21 protein-coding genes are annotated in these 22,217 nt (G+C 71.7%); 9 read left to right on the top strand and 12 right to left on the bottom strand.

What is annotated here, in order from left to right; genetic code table 11:
- Positions 1 to 102: 102 nt before the first annotated feature.
- Entirely contained in the window at positions 103 to 1,002 is a 900-nt protein-coding gene (locus tag J2847_RS08390; protein ID WP_209778542.1) for an SDR family oxidoreductase, read from the bottom strand.
- Positions 1,003 to 1,092: 90 nt separating this feature from the next.
- Between J2847_RS08390 and J2847_RS08385 the strand changes: the two genes are divergently transcribed.
- The 4 genes from J2847_RS08385 to J2847_RS08370 all read left to right on the top strand — a co-directional run bounded on the left by J2847_RS08385 (position 1,093) and on the right by J2847_RS08370 (position 5,909).
- On the top strand, positions 1,093 to 1,935 hold the full coding sequence (locus tag J2847_RS08385) for a tetratricopeptide repeat protein (protein WP_233474357.1): 843 nt from the start codon (positions 1,093 to 1,095) through the stop codon (positions 1,933 to 1,935).
- 130 nt (positions 1,936 to 2,065) lie between these two features.
- The gene (locus J2847_RS08380) at positions 2,066 to 4,540 is read left to right on the top strand and encodes a helicase-related protein (RefSeq protein WP_325169346.1); all 2,475 of its coding nucleotides are present in this window, start codon (positions 2,066 to 2,068) and stop codon (positions 4,538 to 4,540) included.
- A 50-nt stretch (positions 4,541 to 4,590) separates the two neighbouring features.
- Positions 4,591 to 4,989, top strand: coding sequence for an RNA-binding S4 domain-containing protein (locus tag J2847_RS08375; RefSeq protein ID WP_209778537.1), 399 nt, complete (start codon positions 4,591 to 4,593; stop codon positions 4,987 to 4,989).
- Positions 4,990 to 5,156: 167 nt separating this feature from the next.
- Positions 5,157 to 5,909 (top strand): TerC family protein, encoded by a 753-nt coding sequence (locus J2847_RS08370; RefSeq protein ID WP_209778535.1) that lies wholly within the window; start codon positions 5,157 to 5,159, stop codon positions 5,907 to 5,909.
- Positions 5,910 to 5,946: 37 nt separating this feature from the next.
- On the opposite strand, the gene J2847_RS08365 is transcribed toward J2847_RS08370, so the two are convergent.
- Together J2847_RS08365 and J2847_RS08360 are read right to left on the bottom strand one after the other, a co-directional pair.
- Complete coding sequence (locus J2847_RS08365) at positions 5,947 to 6,357, bottom strand: CBS domain-containing protein (protein WP_085555427.1); 411 nt, start codon at positions 6,355 to 6,357, stop codon at positions 5,947 to 5,949.
- 142 nt (positions 6,358 to 6,499) lie between these two features.
- Positions 6,500 to 7,735: a YbfB/YjiJ family MFS transporter gene (locus tag J2847_RS08360; protein ID WP_209778534.1), complete on the bottom strand. Its 1,236-nt coding sequence runs from the start codon at positions 7,733 to 7,735 to the stop codon at positions 6,500 to 6,502.
- A 154-nt stretch (positions 7,736 to 7,889) separates the two neighbouring features.
- Here J2847_RS08360 and J2847_RS08355 point away from each other — a divergent pair, with 154 nt between their 5' ends.
- From J2847_RS08355 to J2847_RS08340, 4 genes are all read left to right on the top strand, one after another.
- A complete protein-coding gene (locus J2847_RS08355; RefSeq protein ID WP_209778532.1) occupies positions 7,890 to 8,819 on the top strand; it encodes a LysR family transcriptional regulator in 930 nt (309 codons plus the stop codon).
- Positions 8,820 to 8,915: 96 nt separating this feature from the next.
- Positions 8,916 to 9,245, top strand: coding sequence for a ferredoxin FdxA (gene fdxA, locus J2847_RS08350; RefSeq protein ID WP_085555425.1), 330 nt, complete (start codon positions 8,916 to 8,918; stop codon positions 9,243 to 9,245).
- A gap of 354 nt (positions 9,246 to 9,599) precedes the next feature.
- A complete protein-coding gene (locus tag J2847_RS08345; RefSeq protein ID WP_209778531.1) occupies positions 9,600 to 10,100 on the top strand; it encodes a CarD family transcriptional regulator in 501 nt (166 codons plus the stop codon).
- Positions 10,101 to 10,237: 137 nt separating this feature from the next.
- A complete protein-coding gene (locus tag J2847_RS08340; protein ID WP_233474356.1) occupies positions 10,238 to 11,194 on the top strand; it encodes a hypothetical protein in 957 nt (318 codons plus the stop codon).
- A 27-nt stretch (positions 11,195 to 11,221) separates the two neighbouring features.
- On the opposite strand, the gene J2847_RS08335 is transcribed toward J2847_RS08340, so the two are convergent.
- From J2847_RS08335 to nikA, 7 genes are all read right to left on the bottom strand, one after another.
- Complete coding sequence (locus J2847_RS08335; protein ID WP_209778529.1) at positions 11,222 to 13,447, bottom strand: TonB-dependent receptor; 2,226 nt, start codon at positions 13,445 to 13,447, stop codon at positions 11,222 to 11,224.
- Positions 13,448 to 13,587: 140 nt separating this feature from the next.
- A complete protein-coding gene (locus tag J2847_RS08330; RefSeq protein WP_209778527.1) occupies positions 13,588 to 13,998 on the bottom strand; it encodes a DUF2946 family protein in 411 nt (136 codons plus the stop codon).
- Positions 13,999 to 14,121: 123 nt separating this feature from the next.
- Entirely contained in the window at positions 14,122 to 14,925 is an 804-nt protein-coding gene (nikE, locus tag J2847_RS08325; protein ID WP_209778526.1) for a nickel import ATP-binding protein NikE, read from the bottom strand.
- Positions 14,922 to 15,704, bottom strand: coding sequence for an ATP-binding cassette domain-containing protein (locus J2847_RS08320; protein ID WP_411800565.1), 783 nt, complete (start codon positions 15,702 to 15,704; stop codon positions 14,922 to 14,924). The genes nikE and J2847_RS08320 overlap by 4 nt, the downstream gene beginning before the upstream one ends.
- Positions 15,701 to 16,561 (bottom strand): nickel ABC transporter permease subunit NikC, encoded by an 861-nt coding sequence (nikC, locus tag J2847_RS08315; RefSeq protein WP_209778524.1) that lies wholly within the window; start codon positions 16,559 to 16,561, stop codon positions 15,701 to 15,703. The genes J2847_RS08320 and nikC overlap by 4 nt, the downstream gene beginning before the upstream one ends.
- Positions 16,558 to 17,502 carry a nickel ABC transporter permease subunit NikB gene (gene nikB / locus J2847_RS08310; protein WP_209778523.1) on the bottom strand — a complete coding sequence of 315 codons (945 nt, stop codon included), beginning with the start codon at positions 17,500 to 17,502 and terminating at the stop codon, positions 16,558 to 16,560. The genes nikC and nikB overlap by 4 nt, the downstream gene beginning before the upstream one ends.
- A gap of 16 nt (positions 17,503 to 17,518) precedes the next feature.
- Complete coding sequence (gene nikA, locus J2847_RS08305) at positions 17,519 to 19,090, bottom strand: nickel ABC transporter substrate-binding protein (RefSeq protein ID WP_209778521.1); 1,572 nt, start codon at positions 19,088 to 19,090, stop codon at positions 17,519 to 17,521.
- A gap of 245 nt (positions 19,091 to 19,335) precedes the next feature.
- Between nikA and nikR the strand changes: the two genes are divergently transcribed.
- A complete protein-coding gene (nikR, locus tag J2847_RS08300) occupies positions 19,336 to 19,857 on the top strand; it encodes a nickel-responsive transcriptional regulator NikR (RefSeq protein WP_233474355.1) in 522 nt (173 codons plus the stop codon).
- A gap of 30 nt (positions 19,858 to 19,887) precedes the next feature.
- Here the strand turns inward: nikR and J2847_RS08295 are convergent, their stop codons facing one another.
- Positions 19,888 to 20,784, bottom strand: coding sequence for an RNA polymerase factor sigma-32 (locus tag J2847_RS08295; RefSeq protein WP_209778520.1), 897 nt, complete (start codon positions 20,782 to 20,784; stop codon positions 19,888 to 19,890).
- A 352-nt stretch (positions 20,785 to 21,136) separates the two neighbouring features.
- Positions 21,137 to 22,174, bottom strand: coding sequence for a DctP family TRAP transporter solute-binding subunit (locus J2847_RS08290; protein WP_209778518.1), 1,038 nt, complete (start codon positions 22,172 to 22,174; stop codon positions 21,137 to 21,139).
- Positions 22,175 to 22,217: the final 43 nt, after the last annotated feature.

Below are 22,217 nucleotides of genomic sequence, written 5' to 3'. Positions count from 1 at the left end.
GATGCGGTGATGATCCGTTGAGAGTATTAAATAACCTTTTCCGGCCCGGACGCGTGTTTTGGTCGCAGGCCCGATTATTACCGGGGTGTGCCGGCGAATCCTTCAAGATCGAAGATTGCCGGCGGCGAGCCTGTCGGCGGCAAGCTGGGCGTCCAGCCCGGCGCGGTAGTCGGGATAGGCCAGCGTCACGCCGAGCTGCCGCTTGATGCGGTCGTTCTTCACCCGCCGGCTGTCGGCGTAGAAGCTGGCGGCCATCGGCGACAGATCCGCCTGCTCGAAGGGCACCAGCGGCGGCGGCTCGACGCCCAGCAGGCGGCAGGCGTACTCCACCACCTCGTGGGAGGGGGTCGGCAGGTCGTCGACCACGTTGTAGACGGCGCCCAGCGTCGGCTTCGCCATCGAGGCGCGCAGCGTCGCCGCGATGTCGGCGACGTGGATGCGGCCGAAGACCTGCCCCGGCTTGTCCACCCGCTTGGCGGTGCCGTCGCGCACGGAATCGAGCGCGCTGCGGCCGGGGCCGTAGATGCCGGCCAGCCGGAACAGGTGCATCGGCACGCCGTACTGCCGGTGGAGGCCGAGCCAGCCGCGTTCCGCCTCGACCCGGCGCTTCTGGCGCTCGCCGGTCGGCTTCAGCCACGCCGCCTCGCTCACCCACTCGCCCTTGGTGTCGCCGTACACCCCGGTGGTCGACAGGTAGCCGGCCCAGTCCAGCGTGCGCAGGTCGGCCAGATGCCGGGCGTGGTGGTCGAGCACCGGGTCGCCCTTGGCGTCGGGGGGGATGCTGACCAGCAGGTGGGTGGTGCCCTCCAGCGCCGCCGCCGGGTCGGCCAGCGGGCGGTCGCGGTCGAACGGGAAGGCCTCGATCCCCTCGGCCTCCAGCGCGGCGCGCTTCTCCTCGCCGCGGCAGGTGGCGGCGATCCGCCAGCCCTCGGCGCGCAGCGACTCGGCGAAGACGCGGGCGCTGTAGCCGAGGCCGAAGACGAACAGGCGGGGAGAGGACATCGCGGCGCATCCTTGGGCAACGGAGTCGGGGGCGGGCCCGGCGCGCTGGGGCTTGCGCCGGACCGGACGATGGCGGAGTGTAAGGCGACCATGATCCGACGCAACGCTTACCGCACGCTGGCCGTCCTGTCGCTGCTGGCCACGGCCTCCGCCCTGGCCCCCGCCCTGACCCCCGCGCTCGCCGCCGACCCGGCGCTCGACCGGAACCGCGAACTGAAGGACTGCGCGACGCAGGCCGAGACCGCGCCCGACGCCGCCTTCGACCGCGCGCTGCGCTGGCAGGAGGCGGGCGGCGGCGACTACGCCCGGCTCTGCCAGGCGCTCGCGCTGTTCCACAAGGGCGACTTCAAGGCCGCCGGCGGGCGGTTGGAGGAGCTGGCCGGGGTGATGGGCAAGGACGACCCCAAGGCGGCGGCCTCGATCCTGGCGCGCGGCGGCTGGGCGTGGCTGCGGGCCGGCGACCAGAAGCGGGCGGAACGGCTCTACAGCGCGGCGCTGGACAGGCAGCCGGGCGACGTCGACCTGCTGATCGACCGCGCCTTCGCCCGCGCCGAGGCCGAGCGCTTCTGGGACGCCATCGCCGACCTCGACGCGGCGCTGGCCAAGGATCCGGCGCGGGCCGACGCCTATCTCTACCGGGCCAGCGCGCAGAAGGCGCTGTCGAATTACCGGCAGGCCCTGGCCGACATCGGGCACGCGCTGGAGCTGAAGCCCGGCGACCCGGAGGCCATCCTGCTGCGCGGCAACGTCAAGGCGCTGAGCGGCGGCCTCGCCGGCGCCAGGGAGGATTGGGCGCTGGTGGCGCGCCTCGCCCCCGACAGCGACTCCGGCAAGGCGGCGGCGGTCAATCTGGAGCGGGTGGCGAAAATGGCCGGCAGCGGGGCGGCGCCCGCGCCCGAGGCGCCGAAGGCGGAGAAGCCGAAGTCCCCCTGAACGGCTCGCCCAACGCCCAGCCGACGCTTGCAAAGCGGCCCCCGGCACACCAAAGCTTACTGCCATGACGTCTTCTCGCGCTTCGGCCTCTCAAGCTTTGGGGGGCGGCGGTCTCGGGCTTGGGGGCCGCGTGGTCGCCGTGCTGGGGCCGACCAACACCGGCAAGACCTATCTGGCCATCGAGCGCATGCTCGGCCACAGGTCCGGCATGATCGGTTTTCCCCTGCGCCTGCTGGCGCGGGAGAATTACGACCGCATCGTCTCGATCAAGGGCAGGCACGCCGTGGCGCTGGTGACGGGGGAGGAGAAGATCCTGCCCCCCAACCCGTCCTGGTGGGTCTGCACCGTCGAGTCGATGCCGCTCGACCGCGCCGTCGATTTCCTGGCGGTGGACGAGATCCAGCTCTGCGCCGATCCCGAGCGCGGCCACATCTTCACCGACCGGCTGCTCAACGCGCGCGGGCTGGTCGAGACGATGTTCCTCGGCTCCGATTCGATCCAGCCGCTGATCCGCCGGCTGGTGCCGCGCGTCGAGTTCATCAACCGCCCGCGCTTCTCGCAGCTCACCTACGCCGGCCACCGCAAGCTGACCCGCCTGCCGCCGCGCTCCGCCGTCGTCGCCTTCTCGGCGACCGACGTCTACGCGATGGCCGAGCTGATCCGCCGCCAGCGCGGCGGCACGGCGGTGGTGCTGGGGGCGCTGTCGCCCCGCACCCGCAACGCCCAGGTGGCGCTCTACCAGGCGGGCGAGGTCGATTACCTCGTGGCGACCGACGCCATCGGCATGGGTCTGAACATGGACGTCGACCATGTCGCCTTCGCCCGCATCGTCAAGTTCGACGGCTTCGCCCCGCGCCGCCTGCGCCCGGCCGAGGTGGCGCAGATCGCCGGCCGCGCCGGCCGCCACATGCGCGACGGCACCTTCGGCACCACCGACGAGGTGGGCGAACTCGATCCCGACCTGATCAGCCGCGTCGAGAACCACGAGTTCGAGACGCTCAAGACCCTGAGCTGGCGCAACAGCGCGCTGCGCTTCGACACGCCGGGCTTCCTGCTGAAGTCGCTGGAGGAGCGGGCCCCCATCCCGGAGCTAAGCCGCACCCGCGACGCCGACGACCATCTGGCGCTCCAGGCGCTGGTGCGCGACCAGGAGGTGCTGGATCTCGCCAAGGGCAAGGAGGCCGTGCGGCTGCTGTGGGAGGTCTGCCAGGTTCCCGACTTCCGCAAGGTGCTGTCCGACGCCCACACCCGGCTGCTGGGTCAGGTCTACCGGTCCTTGCGGACCCGGCTCGGCCGGCTCGACACCGACTGGGTCGGCAAGCAGATCGCCCGGCTCGACCGCACCGAGGGCGACATCGACGCGCTGGTCGCCCGCATCGCCCACATCCGCACCTGGACCTACATCTCCAACCGCCCGGCCTGGCTGAGCGACCCGCTGCACTGGCAGGAGCGCACCCGCGCCATCGAGGACCGGCTGTCCGACGCCCTGCACGAGCGGTTGACGCAACGCTTCATCGACCGCCGCTCCGCCACGCTGTCGCGCACGCTGAAGGACGGCCGCGCCCTGATCGGCGGCGTGCGCGCCGACGGCGAGGTGGTGGTGGAGGGGCACGTCGTCGGCCGGCTGGAGGGCTTCCGCTTCGTCCCCGACGCGCCCGACCGCTCGGAGGAGGCGCGCGCGCTGGCGACCGCCGCCCGCCGCGCGCTGCGCGACGAGCTGGCGCGGCGGCTGCGCATCTTCGAGCAGGAGCCGGACGACGTCTTCGCGCTCGGCCCCGACGGGGTGCTGAGCGCCGACGGGGTGCCGGTGGCGAGGCTCGCCGCCGGGCCGTCGGTGCTGGCGCCGCTGGTCGTCCCCTTCGACGAGGGCATGCTGGATCAGGCCCAGCGCGAGCGGGTGCGCGCCCGGCTGGAACGCTGGCTGAAGGAGCATGTCGCCGCCCGGCTGAAGCCGCTCTTCGCGCTGGCCGACGGTCACGGGGCCGGACCCCACGGCCTGTCGGGCACGGCGCGCGGGCTGGCCTTCCAGCTCGTCGAGGGGCTGGGGGTGCTGCCGCGCCTGCCGGTCGCCCCGCTGGTCGAGGGGCTGGAGCGCGAGGACCGCAAGGCGCTGGCCAGGCTCGGCGTGCGGCTCGGCGTGTCGCACCTCTACCTGACGGCGCTGGCCAAGCCGGCGGCGGTGGCGCTGCGCGGGCTGCTGTGGGCGGTCGCCAAGGGGCACCCGCTGCCGGTTCCGCTGCCGCCGCCGGGCCGCGTCTCGGTCGAGGCCGCCGGCGCGCCGCCCGCCTTCTGGGAGGCCATCGGCTATCCGCCGGCCGGCGGGCGGGCCCTGCGGGTCGACATGCTCGACCGGCTGGAGACGGAACTGCTGACCCTCGGAAAATCCGGCGCGCCGGTCAGTGAGGTCGCGCTCGGGCAGCGGATCGGCGTGTCGGCGGAGGAGCTGGGCGCGGTGCTGACCGGGCTCGGCTATGCCCGCTCGGTGGCGGAGGACGGGGCGGTGACGTGGCGGCGGCGGCGCCCTCAGGGGCCGAGGCCACGGCGCGGAACCCCGGCCAACGCCGACCACCCCTTCGCCAAGTTGCGTCAACTGTCGGGGATGTGAATGAACGACATGCACGATGCCGGAATTTCGGACGAGGCGGGAGCCCCGTCATGACCGCCACCGGCGACGCCGACGACTCCGCCCCCGGCCGGCTGCGCATCGACAAGTGGCTGTGGTTCGCGCGCTTCTTCAAGACGCGCAGCCTCGCCGCCAAGCAGTGCAACGACGGCGCCGTCCGCCTGTCGGGGGCGGTCGTCACCAAGGCCCACGCGGCGGTCAAGCCGGGCGACGTGCTGACCTTCGCGCAGGGGCGGCACATCCGGGTGATCAAGGTGCTGGCGCTGGGAAACCGGCGCGGCCCGGCGCCGGAGGCCCAGGCGCTCTACGAGGATCTCTCCCCGCCGGTGCCGGAGGAGCGGCTGGAGGATCCCTACCGGGCGCCCGGCGCCGGGCGGCCGACCAAGCGCGACCGCCGGGCCATCGACGCCCTGCACGGCGACGGCGAGTGACTCCGCCGGAGGGGGGCGGGACGCCGGGCGTAGGGCGAAAAGCTGAGCCGGAAAATCATCGCATCCCCTCTTGCGGGATGATGATTGTGGCATCATGTGGGCGCGGTCACGCTTGACCGGCCGGCGGCCGTACGCCGTCCCGAACCCCTGGAGCCCCGCCCTTCATCATGCTCGACCTGCTCGCCGACCCGAATGTCTGGGCCAGCCTTCTGACGTTGACCGCGTTGGAGATCGTGCTGGGCATCGACAACATCATCTTCATCTCGATCATGGCGTCGAAGCTGCCGGTCGAGCAGCAGAAGTCGGCGCGCCAGTTCGGCCTCGCGCTGGCGCTGATCAGCCGGCTGGCGCTGCTGGCCTCCATCGCCTGGATCGCCCAGTTGACGCAACCGCTGTTCACGGTCATGGGCTGGGCGGTGTCGGGCCGCGACCTGATCCTGATCGGCGGCGGCCTGTTCCTGCTCGCCAAGGGCACGCTGGAGATCCACCACACGGTGGAAGGCCACGAGGAGGCCGGGACCGCGCCGAAGCACGCGACCTTCCGCTCGGTCGTGCTCCAGATCATGGTGCTCGACATCGTCTTCTCGCTGGACAGCGTCATCACGGCGGTCGGCATGTCGAACCACCTGCCGGTGATGGTCGCGGCGGTCGTCATCGCCATGGCGGTGATGCTGTTCGCCTCCGGCCCGGTCGGCGACTTCGTCAACCGCCACACCACGGTGAAGATGCTGGCGCTGTCCTTCCTGCTGCTGGTCGGCGTGGCGTTGATCGCCGACGGTCTCGGCTTCCACATCCCCAAGGGCTACCTGTACTTCGCCATCGCCTTCTCGGCGCTGGTCGAGGCGCTGAACCTGATGGCCGCCGGCCGGCGCAAGAAGGCGGCGCAGAAGGAGGCGCGGGGCGCGGCGGCGGGGCACTGAGCCCCGCCCACCCCGGCCTCGCGCCCTCTTTCCTGCCTCAGGCGGGCGCGCGTTCGGCCATCAGATGCTCGTAGGCGACCTTGAACAGGTCGCGGATCGACACGATGCCGACCGCGCGCTTGCCCTGGGTGATCGGCAGATGGCGGTAGTGCTTGTCGTGCATCAGCTTCAGCGCGTCCACCGCGTCGGCGTCGGGCGGCAGCGTGTCGGGGTTGCGGGTCATCACCGCCGACACCTCGACCGCCGCCGGGTCGAGATCCCTGGACAGGACCTTGTTGTTCAGGTCGCGCTCGGTGACGATGCCGATCAGCGAGCCGTGATTGACCACCAGCACGGCGCCGATGTTCTTCTCGGCCATCAGCTTCGACACGGTGGCGACCGAGGTGTCCTCCGGCACCAGGATCAGCTCCTGCGACCCGATGACGTCCGGAACCAGTTTGCGCTTCATGTTTTCCCCCGCTTGTTGGAGTCGTGTCCAACCGATGACGACACGGGGGAAACTGTAGACAAGGCGTATGATCGGCGGAAGCCGCCGACTGTCCGGGCGGCGGGCACCTATTGTCGCAGGCCGCCCGGACTCATATGAAGACTTACGAAATCTTGGGACGGACCAGCGGATCGCGCTCTTCCGCCCGGCGTCCGGCGATCCAGGCGCCGGCCGCCAGCAGGACGGCCCCGGCGACCACCGCCGCCGCGGCCCCGAGCAGCGCGGAATCGAAGCTGCCGGTGCGCGCCACCACCATGCCGGCCGGCAGCGGCCCGATGATCTGGCCCAGCCCGTAGACGGCGGTCAGCGTGCCGACGACCTTCGCCGAGGCGCCGCCCGACAGGGAGCGGCCGAGCGCGAAGGCCTGCGAGACGATGCCGACGAAGGTCCCGCCGAACAGGATCGCCGAGACCAGCGCCGCCGTCGGCGACCCGGTCATCGGCAGCAGGATGCCGACCGTCTGGGCGAGGTGGGCGAGGATCAGCGCCCACCAGGAGCCGACCCGGCGGGCGACCGCCGCCCAGAACACGCCGGCCCCCATGGCGCCCAGCCCGACGACCATCCAGGCCGTCTCGCCGAGCGCCGCCATGGCCGGGTCGGTCTTCAGGATCGACACCAGGAAGGTGCCGGAGACGATGTAGCCCCCGCCCTCCAGGAAATAGGCGGCGGTCAGCAGCAGCAGCGGCGCCGACAGGGCGGACGACGCGCCGTTCTTCCCGTCGGCTTTCCCGGCACCGGCCGTCGGAGCGGCGGCGTGGGAGGCGTGGGCGGCCGGCGGCGGGTCGGTCAGCCACAGCGCCGGCAGCAGCCCGATCGCCGCGCAGATCGCCCCCAGCGCCAGCCAGTCGCCGGTCCAGCCGAGCCGCCCCCCCACCAGCGCCACGAACAGCCCGGACGAGGCGATGCCGGTGCCGACGCCCATGTAGAGCCAGCCGGCCCAGCGCTCGCCCTGGGCGCGGGCCAGCGTGTCGAGCACCATGGCGATGCCGAGGATGAACATGCCGGCGCTGGTCACGCCGGAGACGAAGCGCAGCACGCTCCAGGCCGGCATCGCCTGGGCGGCGTTGCCGAAATCGATGCCCATCGCCGCCGTGCTGGCGACGTTGAGCAGCAGCGACAGCCGGAAGACGTTGGTGCGCACCCGCCCGTGCGGCACCAGCCCGGCCCCGATCGCCCCGATGAAATAGCCCAGATAGTTCAGCGAGGCGAGGAAGCCCGCCCCGTCGGTGCCCAGCCCGGTGGCGCTCTGCATGGCCGGCAGGATCGGGGTGAAGGCGAAGCGCGCCACCCCCATGGCGATGGCGAGCGAGATGACGCCGCCGATCAGCACCCGAAACATGGTCCACGCCTCTCGTTTGGTCTTCTGATTGCTTTTGGTGTCCATCATGGACGCGGTTCAGCGCTCATTTCCAATGAATTGTCCTGATGATAAGCTGCACTCCGGGTGATGGGAGCCATGCGGCGACCGGGGGCCCGGCAAGGGAGCGACTGGCATGGATCTGGCGGGATTGCGCGTCGTCAAGGCGGTGGCCGACACCGGCAGCGTCAGCCGCGCGGCGGAGACGCTGCATTGCGTCCAGTCCAACGTCACCGCGCGGGTCAAGCGGCTGGAGGAGGATCTCGGCGTCGACCTGTTCCGGCGGATGAGCCGCGGCATGGTGCCGACCCCGGCGGGGCGGGTGCTGGCCGACTACGCCGACCGCGTGCTGCGGCTTGTGGCGCAGGCGCGCGACGCGGTGGCCGACGCCGCCGGGCGCGGCGGGCGGCTGTCGATCGGCACCATGGAATCGACGGCGGCGGTGCGGCTGCCGCCGATCCTGGCCCGCTTCCACGCCGACCATCCCGACGTCGAGCTGACCATCCTTCCCGGCCCGACCGAGACCATGCTGGCCGAGGTGCTGGCCGGCCGCATCGACGGCGCCTTCGTCGGCGGGGCGGTCGACCATCCCGACCTGACCGCCTTCGCCGTCTTCGACGAGGAGCTGGTGCTGGTGGAGCCGGCGGGCGGCCTGACCACGGAGGGCGCGCGCAGCACGCTGCTCGGCTTCGCGCGGGCCTGCGCCTACCGTGGCCGGGCGGAGATGGTCATGCGCGAGGCTGGCCGCGTGCCCTTCCGGGTGATGGAGTTCGGCTCGCTCGACGCCATATTGGGATGCGTCGGCGCGGGCATGGGCGTCACCGTCCTGCCGCGCTCGGTGGTGGAGCGCGACCCGTGGCGAGGCCTGCTGGCGTGGCGCGCCCTGCCGGGCGGGCAGGGCCGGATGCCCACCCTGTTCGTCCGCCGCACCGATTCCATCGAGACCGCCAGCCTGCGCGCCTTCCTGGACAGCGTGTCCGGCGCGGTTCCGGAGACGGCCGCCGGGGCCGCGACGCAAGCGCCCACAGCACGCGCAGGGTTGAACCCCTTCGAGGCGGCGTGCTAGGCAGGCGCGGGTTGGCAATCCGGCATTGACGGCCGTCCGGCGCGGGCTTTCGCGCCGACGGACAGACGGGCGGGCCGGAACAGCGGAGAGAGAATCATGCCTTACGTCGTCACCGACGGCTGCATCAAGTGCAAGTACACCGACTGCGTCGAGGTCTGTCCCGTGGATTGCTTCTACGAGGGTGAGAACTTCCTGGTCATTCACCCCGACGAATGCATCGACTGCGGCGTGTGCGAGCCGGAATGCCCGGCCGAGGCGATCGTCCCCGACACCGACGACCGCGCCACCCAATGGCTGGAGCTGAACCGCGACTACGCCGGCCAGTGGCCCAACATCACCCGCAAGAAGGACGCGCTTCCCGACGCCGACCAGTGGAAGGGCGTCGCGGACAAGCTGAAGCATCTTTCGCCCAAGCCCGGCAAGTGACACCAACGCGCCGGCCCTTCGCGGGCGGCGCGGAGTCGGCACCGTTTCGTGGGTTTCGCCTAAATTTGTTGCCATGCAAAATGGACGGGTCGGCCATGGTCGGGCGGCGGACGAAACCGCCCGGCCCAGGGGACGTTCCCTTTGTAACTCGGGCGTAACATCGCTATAATGCGCGCCCGGAGCCGGCCTTCGCGCCATTGCCGGCATTCCCAACGCTCAAGGACTCGTGACTGTCGTGATCGTCGTGGCTGGGTTCCAATCCCCACGGCGCCATGATCGTCTGAGGGTCTTTTTTCGTCCCTTCCACCGGGGCGGCCAAAATGGCGTGATCGCGGAAAGTGAGAGCCAACCCACATGTCGAACAAGCTTGACTTCGAAGCCGGCGACTTCGTCGTTTATCCGGCTCATGGCGTCGGTCGAGTCGAAGGGATCGAAACCCACAGCATCGCTGGCCTTGAGGTTCAGCTCTACGCGATCACGTTCGAGAAGGAGCGCATGACGCTCAAGGTTCCGGTGGGCAAGGCCCGCAACGCCGGCCTGCGCCGCCTGTCCACCAAGGACCGGATCAAGGTCGCGCTGGAGACCCTCCAGGGCCGTTCGCGCGTGCGCCGCACCATGTGGAGCCGCCGCGCCCAGGAATACGAGGCCAAGATCAATTCGGGCGACCCGGTGTCGATCGCCGAGGTGGTGCGCGACCTGTACCGCGGCGCCGACCAGTCCGACCAGTCCTACAGCGAGCGTCAGATCTACCAGGCCGCGCTGGAGCGCCTGGCCCGCGAACTCGCCGCCGTCGAGATGATCGACGAGATGAAGGCGACCGAGCGTCTGGAATCGGTCCTGTCCAAGGCCGCCTGAGAATCTGCGGCGCGTCCGCGCGGCTGCATCGTTAAGCCGCGCGCCCGCCGTCCGCTTTCGTCTTTGTTTCCGTTGCGCAACACGCCTACACTCCGGCCCGTCATTCCTCGGACCGGAGTGTGGGCGTTTGTGTGCGCATGGCTGATCTTCGAAACATCGCCCCCCGGACCGCCGGCCGCGTCACCGCTCCCGGCCGCGCGGTTTCCGGAAACCCCGCCCCCGGAAGCGTGGCGGACACCCGTTTCGCCGCGCTCGGGCGGCCGCGCCATGTCTGGGCCGTCGGGGCCATCCACGCCCAGCCCGGCCCGCTGGACGCCATCCACCACGCCATCGCCGAACGATTCCAGCCGGGCGACCGGCTGGTCTATCTCGGCAACATGGTCGGCCATGGCGAGCGGGCGCTGGACACCATCGACCGCCTGCTCGCCTTCCGCCGCGCCCTGCTGAGCCGGCGCGGCATGCTGGCCACCGACATCGTCTATCTGCGCGGCGCGCAGGAGGAGATGTGGCAGAAGCTGCTGCAACTCCATTTCGCCCCCGATCCCCGCCATGTGCTCGACTGGATGCTGCGCCAGGGCGTCGGCCCGACGCTGGCCGCCTATGGCGGCACGCCGGACGCCGGCATGGCGGCGGCGCGCGGCGGAACGGTGATGCTCGGCCGCTGGACGCGGGGGCTCCGGCAGGCGGTCCAGGCGCGGCCGGGGCACGAGGCCCTGTTCAACGCGCTGCGCCGCGCCGCCTACACCGGCGGTGCCGACGGCGGCGGCGACGCGGACGGGGATGGCAACGGCAATGGTAATGACGGCGGCGGGCCGGACGACGCCCGGCTGCTGCTGGTCAGCGCCGGCATCGACCCGGCCCGGCCGCTGACCGGGCAGGGCGACGCCTTCTGGTGGGGCGGCAACGGCTTCGCCCGGCTGGATGCCTCCTACGGGGCCTTCCGGCGCCTGGTTCGCGGCTTCGATCCGGCCCGCCGGGGGCTGGCCGCCGGGCCGCACACGATCACGCTGGACGGCGGCTGCGGATTCGGCGGGCCTCTCGTCTGCGCCCGCCTGGATTCGGCCGGCGAACCGCTGGAACTGCTCCAGGCCTGAGCGGCTCCGGCGGTTCGCCGCCCCGCCTCAGAACTTGACGGTCATGCCGGCGATGAAGGAGCGTCCCGCTCCCGGCAGCGCGCCGACCGTGCCGCGGCTTCCCCCGGCCCGGTAGCCGGCGTAATCGACCCCGCCCAGCGGCAGGTCGTAACGCTGGTCGAACAGGTTCTCGATCCCGGCGTCGACCCGGACGCTGCCCCACTCGTACCCCGTCCGCAGGTTGACCAGGGCGTAGCCCGGCGTCCTCGGCTCGTTGCGCGCCGCCTGCACCCGATCCTTGCGGGCGGTGGCCTGAAGCTCGACGGCGCTGCTCCAGCCGCCCAGCCGGTGCTCGGCCGTCAACAGGGCGTTGAGCGGCATCATGTGGTACAGCGCGTCGCCGGTGTCGAGGTTGCGGCCATGCACCCAGCCGACCACCCCGGACAGGCGGAAGGCGCCGATGGCGTCATCCTCGTAGACCCTGGCCGCCGCCGACAGGTTGGCGCCGACGAGGACCGCGTCGTGGTTGGCGAAGCGCAGCTTGACGAAGCCGTTGCCCAGCGTGCCGATCCGCTCGACGTCGATGAAGTCCTGGACATAGGTGTAGTAGGGCGTGAGCTTGACCTCCCACGCCTGGTGGTCGGCCGCGTGCAGGGCCAGGGTGGCGCTGACGGTGTGGGCGATTTCGGGCTTGAGGTCGGGGTTGCCGACATAGCCGTTGGCGTCGCCGAACCAGCCGTTCATGCTGCTCGACATGGCGCCGGTGCCCCAGGCGTAGCGCTCGTACAGGTTGGGCGAGCGGGTCTTGCGGGCGTATCCGGCCTCGATCGCGCTGGTGTCGGACGGGGTGTATCGGACCAGCGCGGTCACGTCGAAATTCACGTCGGTGCGGGCGCGGCCGCGGGCGTTGAAGGCGAGGGCGTCGGCGGCGTCCGGGTTGGCCATCGCCATCATGCCCATGCCGATGGGGTTCCGCCAGGAGTAGGGCTGCACCGCGCCGGTGTCCATCCACACCACGTCGTTGCGCACGCCGAGCAGGGTCGTCCAGGCCGGGGACCATCCTGCCTCCCACTCGGCGAAGGTGCCCAGCCGGTTGCGGGTGCCGTCCTTGACGTTCCAGTAGGTCAGCGGCCCCATCATCATGCTGCCGGCCACCGCATCCCACCAGTCGTCCAGGCCGGTGTGGCGGAACTCGTTGCCGACGCGCAGCGTGTCGCGCGCCGACAGTTGCAGCGTCGCCTTGACCGAATAGCCGGCGTCCGTCGTCAGCGTGTCCATCGGCATGCCGCCACCGGCGGTGAAGCCGCCCTTGTCCTCCAGGAAGTTCATGGTGTGCCGGGTCCGCCGCCAGTTGGCCCGCGCGTCCAGCGTTCCCCAGTCGAAGCTTCCCTCGTAGCGGCCGTTCAGGAAGACGCTGCGGTTGTCGGTCAGGTCCATGCGCTGGGTCGGGAAGCCCTGGTAGGGCATGGTCTGGACGCCGCCCTGCACGGTGATCCGGTGCCCGTCGCGCTGCGCGCCGAACGTCACGGCGTTGTCCTGGACGTTGTAGAGCGTCGAGCGGACGGTCCGGCCGTCGCCTGCCTTGTAGTTTTCGGCGCGGCTCCAGGAGCCGTTGTAGCCGAGGCTGAGGCTGTCGCTGGCGATGGACGCCTCGGCGGCCCCGGACACGCCGCGGCCGTTGGACCGGTAGAAGGCCGACAGCTTGGCCCCGCTGCGCACCGCCTCGCCCGGCGCGGCGAAGACCGGGGGGGCGCTTTCGACGGAGATGGTGCCGGCGATGCTGTCGCCGCCGGCGCTGACCGGGGTGATGCCGGCCAGCACCTGCACCTTGGCCACGCGCGCGGGCGCGATGGTGGACAGCGCCGGGTTCATCTGGTTGGGGCAGGCGGGGGCGACCGGAGCGCCGTCGACCAGCACGTTCACGCGGTCGGCGCCCAGCCCGTTCAGCGCCGGCAGGCTCGACACGCCGCCGTTGCCGTTGAGGCTGACGCCGGGCAGGCCGCGCAGCAGGGAGGCCACGTCGTCGGTGGTGAGAAGGCGGGCGGCGAGCCCGCCTCCGCCCAGGCCGTCGCCGGCGGGCAGGGAGTCGTCCGGGCTGGCGATCACCGAGATGGCGGGAAGCGATTGGGCGGCCTGGGATTGAAGGGCCTGGGATTGAGGAGCCGGGGATTGGGACGATTGGGCGAAGGCATCGTTGGACAGAAGGCCGGCCAGGGCGGCACCCGACAGCAGGGCCGCGCGCAAGGCGCCGGCCGCGGCAAAACGCGACGTCATGGGAATTCTCGATCTGAGGCCGGCTTCGGCACGGCGCCGCGCCACGGGCGCGGGCGGCCTGTCGAAGCCGGAAGGCAGGAGGGTGGCGACGGCGGTCGGTCGCGCGGATCTTCCGCGCGACGGTCCCGCATCCCTGGACTTCAGACCGGTGGCGCGCGCGCCTGGAGGGTGGAGAGGAACCAGCCGGCGGCGATCAGGCCGCCGGGCAGCCCCTCGGGGCTGTGGCGTCCGGCCATGGCGGGCAGCGGCCGGGTGTCCGGCGGCGGCGGGGCCAGCCCGCCGATCAGCGGGCAGAGCGGGCAGGAACCGCCGGACATCGCCGCTTCGGCCTTGTCGTCCGCGGGATCGCTTCCCGTGCCGTGATCGCCCCACACCACGGTCTTGAAGCCATCCGGCGTGCAGATGACGATCCGGCTGCTGTCGGCCGCGTTGGCGGACGCGATCATGGCGGGCATCCAGGCCCAGGCGACGATCTGCAACAGCAGCGCGACCGCGCCGGCCGCGAGGCCGGCCCGCCGCGCGGGTCGCATCCTGTCCTGGGTCGCGCTCATGCCGGTCCGTCGATCCGTCCCTGGTGTGGTGCCCGACACGCACCGGGGCGGCACACTAGCCGAAGCGCCGGGGGCGGCGTGAGCGGCATTTTCGCGCAGGGATCGTCCCGCCGCGTCCCACCCTCACCGCGAGGGCCGGGCGGCTGACGGAGCGGCCGGCAGTACCGCCTCCAGCAGCGCGCGCGCCGCCGGATGATCGAAGGCGAGGGTGGGGCCGGCCGGCCGGTCCTCCACCAGTTCCCCCTCGTGCAGCACCGCCACCCGGCCGCAGAAGCGGCGGACCAGCCGGACGTCGTGGGTGATGAACAGGAAGGCGGTGCCCAGCCGCTCGCGCAGTCCGGCCAGCAGGTCGAGGATCTGGATTTGCAGCACGAGGTCGAGGTTCGACACCGCCTCGTCGAGCAGGATCAGCCGGGGCTGCGGGGCGAGCGCGCGGGCGATGCAGACGCGCTGGACCTGGCCGCCGCTCAAGCCTCCCGGCAGCCGGCCGGCATCCTCCGGCTCCAGCCCGACCAGCCGCAGCAGCTCGGCCACCCGCGCCTCCCGCCCCTGCCGGTCGAGGCCGGTCAGGTGGCGCAGCGGCTCGGCGATGATCCGGCCGACCGGATGGCGCGGGTTGACGGCGCCCAGCGGATCCTGGAACACCGCCTGCACCGTCCGGCGGAAGGTCCGGCGCCCGGCGGCGTCCAGCCCGTCCAGCGGCCGGCCGAGGCAGCGCACCGTGCCGCCGTCCGGCCGGTCGAGGCCGAGCATCAGGCGGGCCAGCGTGCTCTTTCCCGACCCGCTGGCGCCGAGCAGCGCCACGCTCTCCCCCTCGCGCACCGACAGGCTGACGCCGCGCAGCACGGTCCTCGCCGGGCCGCCGCCGAAGGCGCCCGGTCCGCGATAACGCTTCTCCACCGCCTCGGCGGCCAGCAGGACCGTCACGCGAATTCCTCCGGGTAGAGCGCGCGGTGGGCGGCCAGCAGGGCGCGGGCGGCGCCGGAGCGCGGCGCCGCGAACAGATCGGCCACCGGCGCGGTCTCGACGATGCGGCCGGCCTCCATCACCGACACCTCGTCGGCCAGGCGGGCGACCACGCCCATGTCGTGGGTGACGATCAGCACCCCCAGCCCCCGCTCGGCGGCCAGCCGCTCGATCAGCGCCAGGATGCGCGCCTGGGCCGGCGGGTCGAGGTCGGTCGTCGGCTCGTCGGCCAGCAGGAAGGGCACGTCGGCCAGCAGCGCCAGCGCGATCATCATGCGCTGGAGCATCCCGCCGCTCATCTCGAAGGGGTGCAGCCGGGCGACGCGCCCGGGCTCCGGCAGGCCGACTTCGGCCAGCGCCCCGGCCAGCCGCCCGTCCACATCGTCGGTGACGCCACGGACGGCCAGCGTCTCGCGGGCGTGGGCGCGCATGGTCAGCACCGGGTTGAAGGCGCTGCGCGGGTTCTGCATCACCGTCGCCACCAGCCGGCCCGGCAGAGTCTCCGGCCCGACCGCCGCGCCGTCCAGCCGGACGCGGCCGGCGAGCCGCTCCACCCCCGGCGGCGTCAGCCCCTGCAAGCCCAGGCAGGTCAGCGACTTGCCCGACCCGCTGGCGCCGACCAGCGCGGTGACCCGCCCGCGTTCCAGCGCCAGGTCGACGCCGCGCACCAGCTCCAGCGGCCGGCCGTCGCGGCGGGCGGCGAGGCGCAACCCCTCGACGGTCAGGCGCCGCGGGCTCAACAGCCGTCCCCCGCCAGCGTCGGGTCGAGCCGATCGCGCAGGGCGTCGCCCAGCAGGTTGAAGCCCATCACCGTCAGCAGGATCATCAGCCCCGGCCACAGCATCAGCGTGGGCTGGGTCCAGATGAACTCGCGCGCCTCGTTGATCATCACCCCCCATTCCGGAGTCGGCGGCGTCACCCCCAGCCCCAGGAAGGACAGGCCGGCGACGTGCAGGATCATGTGCCCGATGTCGAGACTCGCCAGCACCACCAGCTGCACCAGCACGCCCGGCAGGATGTGCTCGACGAAGACGCGCGGGCGCGAGGCGCCGGAGACGATGGCGGCGGCCACATAGTCGCGCTCGCGCAGCGACAGCACCATGCCGCGCACGAGGCGGGCGTACCAGGCCCAGTGCGACAGGGCGATGGCCAGCATCACGTTGGCCATCCCGGTGCCGAGCGCGCCGACCATGAACATGGCGAGCACGAAGGTCGGCACCGTCAGGAAGCCGTCGCACACCCGCATGACGATCCGGTCGGTCCGCCCGCCCAGGAGGCCCGACAGGCCGCCGACGCCGATGCCCAGCGCCAGGATCAGCCCGACGATGGCGGCGACCGCCCCCAGCGACACCGAGGCGCCGTGCAGCAGCCGCGCCAGCACGTCGCGCCCGAGATGGTCGGTGCCGAGCCAGTGGGCGGCGCCCGGCCCCTCCAGCCGGGCCATCAGGTCGACCGCCTCCGGATCCCAGGGCAGCAGGGGGGCGGCCAGGGCGCCCAGGATCATGGTCCCGACCAGGGCCAGCCCGGCCAGCGTCGTGCGGCGCGGCCGGCGGCGGCGGATGGCCGGCGTGGCGGCCTCCTCGGCGAGCGCGCTCATCGCGCGGCCTCCCGCGCCAGCCGGATGCGCGGGTCGAGCCACGCGTACAGCACGTCGACGGCCAGATTGCACAGCACGAAGATCACCGTCATCAGCAGGGTGAAGCACTGCAACACCGGATAGTCGCGGTTGTGGATGGCCGAGACGGCGTAGCGCCCGACCCCCGGCCAGCCGAAGATGTTCTCGATCACCAGCGTGCCGCCCAGCAGCTCGCCGATGTGCATGCCGGTGGCGGTGACGATGGGAAGCAGGGCGTTGCGCAGGATGTGGCCGTGCACGACGCGCCGCTCCGGCAGGCCGCGCAGGCGGGCGTAGAGGACGTGGCGCTGCCCCGCCGTCTCCAGCATGCTGGCGCGCAGCAGCCGGGCGTTGATGCACAGCGACATCAGCGACACGGCGGCCACCGGCATCACCATGTGGCTCCAGCCGCCCCGGCCGAGCGGCGGCAGCCAGTTCAGCGTCACCGCGAACAGCAGCACCAGCAGGAAGCCCAGCCAGAAGTTGGGGATCGACACGCCGACGAAGGCGAGCGCCCGCACCAGATGGTCGGGCATCCGGTCGCGGTGCCGCGCCGCCCACACGCCGAGCGGCAGGCTGACCGCCAGCGTGACGGCCAGCGCGGCGGCGCCCAGTTGCAGGGTGGCCGGCAGGTAATGGAGGAGGTCGTCGAGCACCGGCTGGCGGGTGACGTAGGACAGCCCGAAATCGAGGTGCAGCGCCTGCCACAGCCAGGACAGATACTGCTCGGCCAGCGGCCGGTCGAGGCCGAGCAGCCGCTGCGCCTCGGCGATGGCGGCGTCGGTCGGCGGGATGTTCGACAGGCGCAGGTAATCCAGCGCCGGATCGCCGCGCCCCAGCCGCAGCAGCAGGAACACGCCGGCCGACACCGCCAGCAGCAGCGGCGGCAGGGTCAGCAGGCGACCGGCGATGAAGCGCAGCATCGGCGTCCCTCCCCGGTTACGGCGCCGGCCGCATCGCGCCGAACGGGATCTCGTAGGCGCTGGCGCCGAAGCCCACCCCCTCCACGCCGCGGCTGACCGCCATGGCCGTCAGGTGGGAGAGCGGCAGATAGACCGCCTGCTCGTGCAGCGTCGTCAGGATGTCGCGGTAGAGCGCCCGCCGCGTCGTCTCGTCGGTCGTCACCAGAACGGCGGAGATCGTCGCGTCGATCTCCGTCTTCATCGGCAGGCCGCGCTGCGCCTGGTAGTCGGCGTGGGTCGGCACCCGCATGGAGCCGACGAAGGAATGCGGGTCGTAGGGCGCCCCCCAGGTGTCGCCGAAGATCAGGCCGAAACGGCCGTCCTTCTGCCGCGCCTCGATGGCGTTCTCCTCCTCGCCGACCAGCTGGGCGTCGAAGCCGACCGCCTTGAGGTTGGCCTGGATCGCCTCGGCGAGCGTCCGCTCCCGCGCGTCGTTGCCGATGAAGCACAGCTCGACCCGCAGCGGCTGGCCGTCGCGGACGCGCAGCTTGCCGCCGGGCGGCAGGATCCAGCCGGCCTCGTCGAGCAGCCGCGCCGCGCGGGCCGGATCGTAGGCATAGGGCGTCAGGCCGAGGTCGCTGTAGGGGAAGTTCGCGGCGAACAGCGTGTCGGCCTTGGGCTCCAGCCCGTAGAGCAGCTTGGCGACGATGGCGTCCTTGTCGACCGCGTGGTTGATCGCCTTGCGCACCGCCAAGTCATTGGTTGGGGCGCGACCGCTGTTGATCGCCATCGTCCGGGTGGCGAGCGGCGCCGACACGGCGGTCTGGCCGGTGCCCCGCGCCTTGAAGCGGGTGAAGCTGTCGGCCGAGATCTGGCCGGTGCCGCCGTAGATCAGGTCGATCTCGCCGGTCTCGAAGGCGACGGCGCGGGCGGTGGGGTCGGGGATGACCTTGACGACGATGCGCTCATAGGCCGGTTTCGGCCCCCAGTAGGACGGGTTGCGGGTGAAGACGTCGTATTCGCCCTTCTTCGTCCCGGTCAGCATCCAGGGGCCGGTGCCGACCGGCTTCGTCACCCCGTCCGGCGTCAGCACCGACGGGGCGGCGAAGCGCACCGGGCGGATCAGCGCCAGCTCCAGCAGGGTCGGGTAATAGGGATCCTTCAGGGTCAGCCGGAGCTTGCGGGCGTCCAGCGCCTCGACGGAGCGGATCTGCGCGACCAGCTCCAGCCAGTCATGCCTGGCGCGGTCGGCGAGCACGGCGTCGAAGTTCGCCTTGACCGCCGCCGCGTCGAAGGGCGTGCCGTCGGAGAAGGTGACGCCCTCGCGCAGGGTGAAGTCGTAGGTGCGGCCGTCCGGCGACACCGTCCAGGCGGTGGCGAGCCACGGTTCGATGGCGCCGCCGTCGCGGTAGCGCACCAGCGGCTCGTAGACCATGGCCTGGGCGAACATCTGGTTGGGCGCGTAGCGGTGCGGGTCGAGCGGCCCGACGTTGCCGGTCCAGGAATAGGTCAGCGTCCCCTTGGGGCTTGCCGCCACGGCGTGCCCCGCGGCCGCCGTTGCCAGAAGCGCGGCCGCCGCACCGATCAGCCCCATCCGCCACCGCGTCATCCGAACCCCCTTCCGTCCGGCCCGCCCGCCATGCCCCTCGCGCGGCCGCATCCCTCGCGCGGGCATGCGGCGGCCTCGTCCAACCGCCGCTTGCGGATGGACGGCCGCCGTGACCGGGCCTATGGTCGATGGGGTGACGATACGGCCGGGGTTGTATGATGTCCATCTGGAATCATCATACCCCTATGGAAAAAAGGTTTTGCGCCCGGCCCTTCCGTGTCCGGCCCGGCGCGGCGGGAGGCGGCATGCAACGGGTGACGATCACGCTGGACGACGATCTGCTGGCCGACATCGACCGGCTGGTCGAGCGGCGCGGCTACCAGGGACGCTCGGAGGCGATCCGCGACCTCGCCCGCAGCGGTCTGGCCGAGGCCGCCCCGGCGGAGGGAGAGACGGGGCCCTGCGTGGCGGCGCTGGTCTATGTCTACGACCACGCGGCGCGGGAACTGTCGAAGCGGCTGACCACCACCTTCCACGAGCATCACGAGCTGACGCTGACCACGCTGCACGTCCATCTCGACCATGGAAGCTGCATGGAGGTGTCGGTGCTGAAGGGCGACGAGGCGGCGGTGCGCGGCATGGCGGAGCGGGTGATCGCCGAGCGCGGCGTGCGGCACGGCCGGGCGGTCGTCATCCCGGTGCGCGACGAGCCGGTGTCCGGCGACCCGCTGCGCGGCGGCGGGACCGGCGGCGGGCACGGCCATCACAGCCATGCCCATCCCCAGTCCCACCCCCATGCTCATCCTGCTGTCCGGCCGCCGGAGTGACGGGACGGCCCCGGCCCTGGCCGGCGTTCCTCACGCCTCGGCCAGCAGGTCGTCGGAATCCTCGACCCGCTTGAGCATCGACTGGCGCAGCTTGAGCAGGGCGCGATGCTCCAGCTGGCGGACGCGCTCCTTGCTGACCCCCAGTTCGCGGCCCAGCTCCTCCAGCGTGGCGCCCTCCTCGCGGAGGCGGCGCTCCTGGATGATCGTGCGCTCGCGCGGCGACAGCTCGCCCAGCGCGTCCGCCAGCCATTGCGAGCGGGTGCTGGCGTCGCGCATGCCGATGACGACGTCCTCCGGCGACGGACGCTGGTCGGCGAGGAAATCCTGCCAGTCGTCGTCCGAACCGTCGGCCACCGGGGTGTTCAGCGACTGGTCGGCGCCGGACAGGCGCATCTCCATCGCCTCGACCTCGGCGACGTCGACCTGGAGTTCGCCGGCGATCCACTCGCGGCCTTCCTTGGTCAGGCTGTTGCCGCTGCCGTTCTGCGAGGCGCTGTCGATCTTGGCGCGCAGGCGGCGCAGGTTGAAGAACAGCGACTTCTGCGCGGCGGTCGTGCCGGTGCGCACGATCGACCAGTTGCGCAGGATGTAGTCCTGCATCGCCGAGCGGATCCACCAGGCGGCGTAGGTGGAGAAGCGCACCTCGCGGTCGGGCTCGAAGCGGCTGGCCGCCTGCATCAGCCCGACGTTGCCCTCCTGGACCAGATCGCCCATCGGCAGGCCGTAATTGCGGAAGCGCGACGCGGTGGCGATGACCAGCCGGGTGTAGGCCCGCACCAGCTCGTGCAGGGCGCGCTCGTCGGCCCCCTCGCGCCATTTGCGGGCAAGATCGAACTCGTGATCGCGCGACAGCAGCGGTTCGCGCATGGACGCCTTGATGAAGCTCAGATTCGCGCGCTGAGTCTCCGGATCGTCGATGTAAGCCATCCGTCCCTTCCTTCCCGTCTGGGCGGCATCATGTCCCTTGGAGTTCTTGTCCGATGGGTCTCCGCCGGCCGGCCGTCCACCCCCTCGCTGATGTGACTGGGGAAGACAACAGGCGCCGGCGCGCCCTGTTGCATCGTCATACGCTGATCCGCGGAGGTTGGATCACAAGGGGAAGGCGATCCTGGTGGGCGGGATGCCGAATGGTCGGTGGACGGGACGCATTTATGCCGAAAGGAGGGGACGGAGGCCGGCGTGGCGGCGCGGATCGGATGGTGGATTCGAAAGGTGGGCCGGCCCTTGCGGACCGGCCCTGCGCCCCTGGGCGTTTCCGGGCGCTCGATGACCTGAGCGTTCACGGACGCTTGGCGATGGCGCCTTCCGCCGTCTTGACCAGATCGGGGCCGATCTGCTTGGCCCACTTGTCGTAGACGGCCTGGGTCGCCTTCTGGAAGGCCTTCTGCTGGTCGGGGGTGAGCTGGACCACCTCGACGCCCTGGCCGGCGATCTCCTTCAGCAGGCTGTCGTCGCCGGCGGCGATGCCCTTGCGGGAGATGGCGACCTCCTCGGCGGCGGCCTGGATGGCGGCGGCGCGCACGGCCTCCTGGTCCTCCTTCGACCAGCTCTCCCACACGCCCTTGCCGACCACGAAGATCAGCGGGTCGGCGACGTAGCCCCACAGCGTCAGGTGCTTCTGGCCGAGCGTCGGCAGCTTGGCGGCGGTGAAGATGGTCAGCGGGTTCTCCTGCCCGTCGACGGCGCCGGTCGACAGGGCGGGCTGGGCGTCGGCCCAGCTCATCTGCGTCGGGTTGGCGCCCAGCGCGGTGAAGGTGTCGAGGTAGAGCGGCGAGCCGACGACGCGGATCTTCAGGCCCTTCAGATCCTCCGGCGTCCGGATGGAGCGCTTGGAGTTGGAGATCTCCCGGAAGCCGTTCTCGCCCCAGGCCAGCGGCACCACGTCCTTGGTGGCGAGCAGGTCGAACAGTTTCTTGCCGACCTCGCCTTGCGTCAGCGCGTCGAGCGCCTTGTGGTCGGGCATCAGGAAGGGCAGGGAGAAGAGGTTCAGTTCCTTGACCTGCGGCGACCAGTTGATGGTCGAGCCGACCGCCATGTCGATGGTGCCCTGGCGGAGCGCGGTGAACTCCTTGGTCTGGTCGCCGTTCACCAGCGAGGTGCCGGGGTACATCTTGACGTTGATGCGCCCGTTGGTCTTCTCCCTCACCAGCTCGGCCCAGCGGTCGCCGCCGATGCCCCAGGGGAAAGGCTTGCCCAGAACGGTGGAGAGCTTGTACTCCGCCTTGTAGTCGGCGGCGCCGGCGGTGCCCGTCAGCAGGGCCGGAACCGTCAGGGCGGCCAGCGCGATGCCGGCGAGCAGAGCCTTCAGCGATGTCATGCTTGTTTCCTCCCAAGCGCCTTATACGAAAGATACGGACCGG

It is taken from the genome of Azospirillum agricola (genome assembly GCF_017876095.1).
Taxonomy (GTDB): domain Bacteria; phylum Pseudomonadota; class Alphaproteobacteria; order Azospirillales; family Azospirillaceae; genus Azospirillum; species Azospirillum agricola.
The sequence above is the reverse complement of the archived record's forward strand: the minus strand, read 5'-3'. Positions and strand labels throughout refer to the sequence as shown.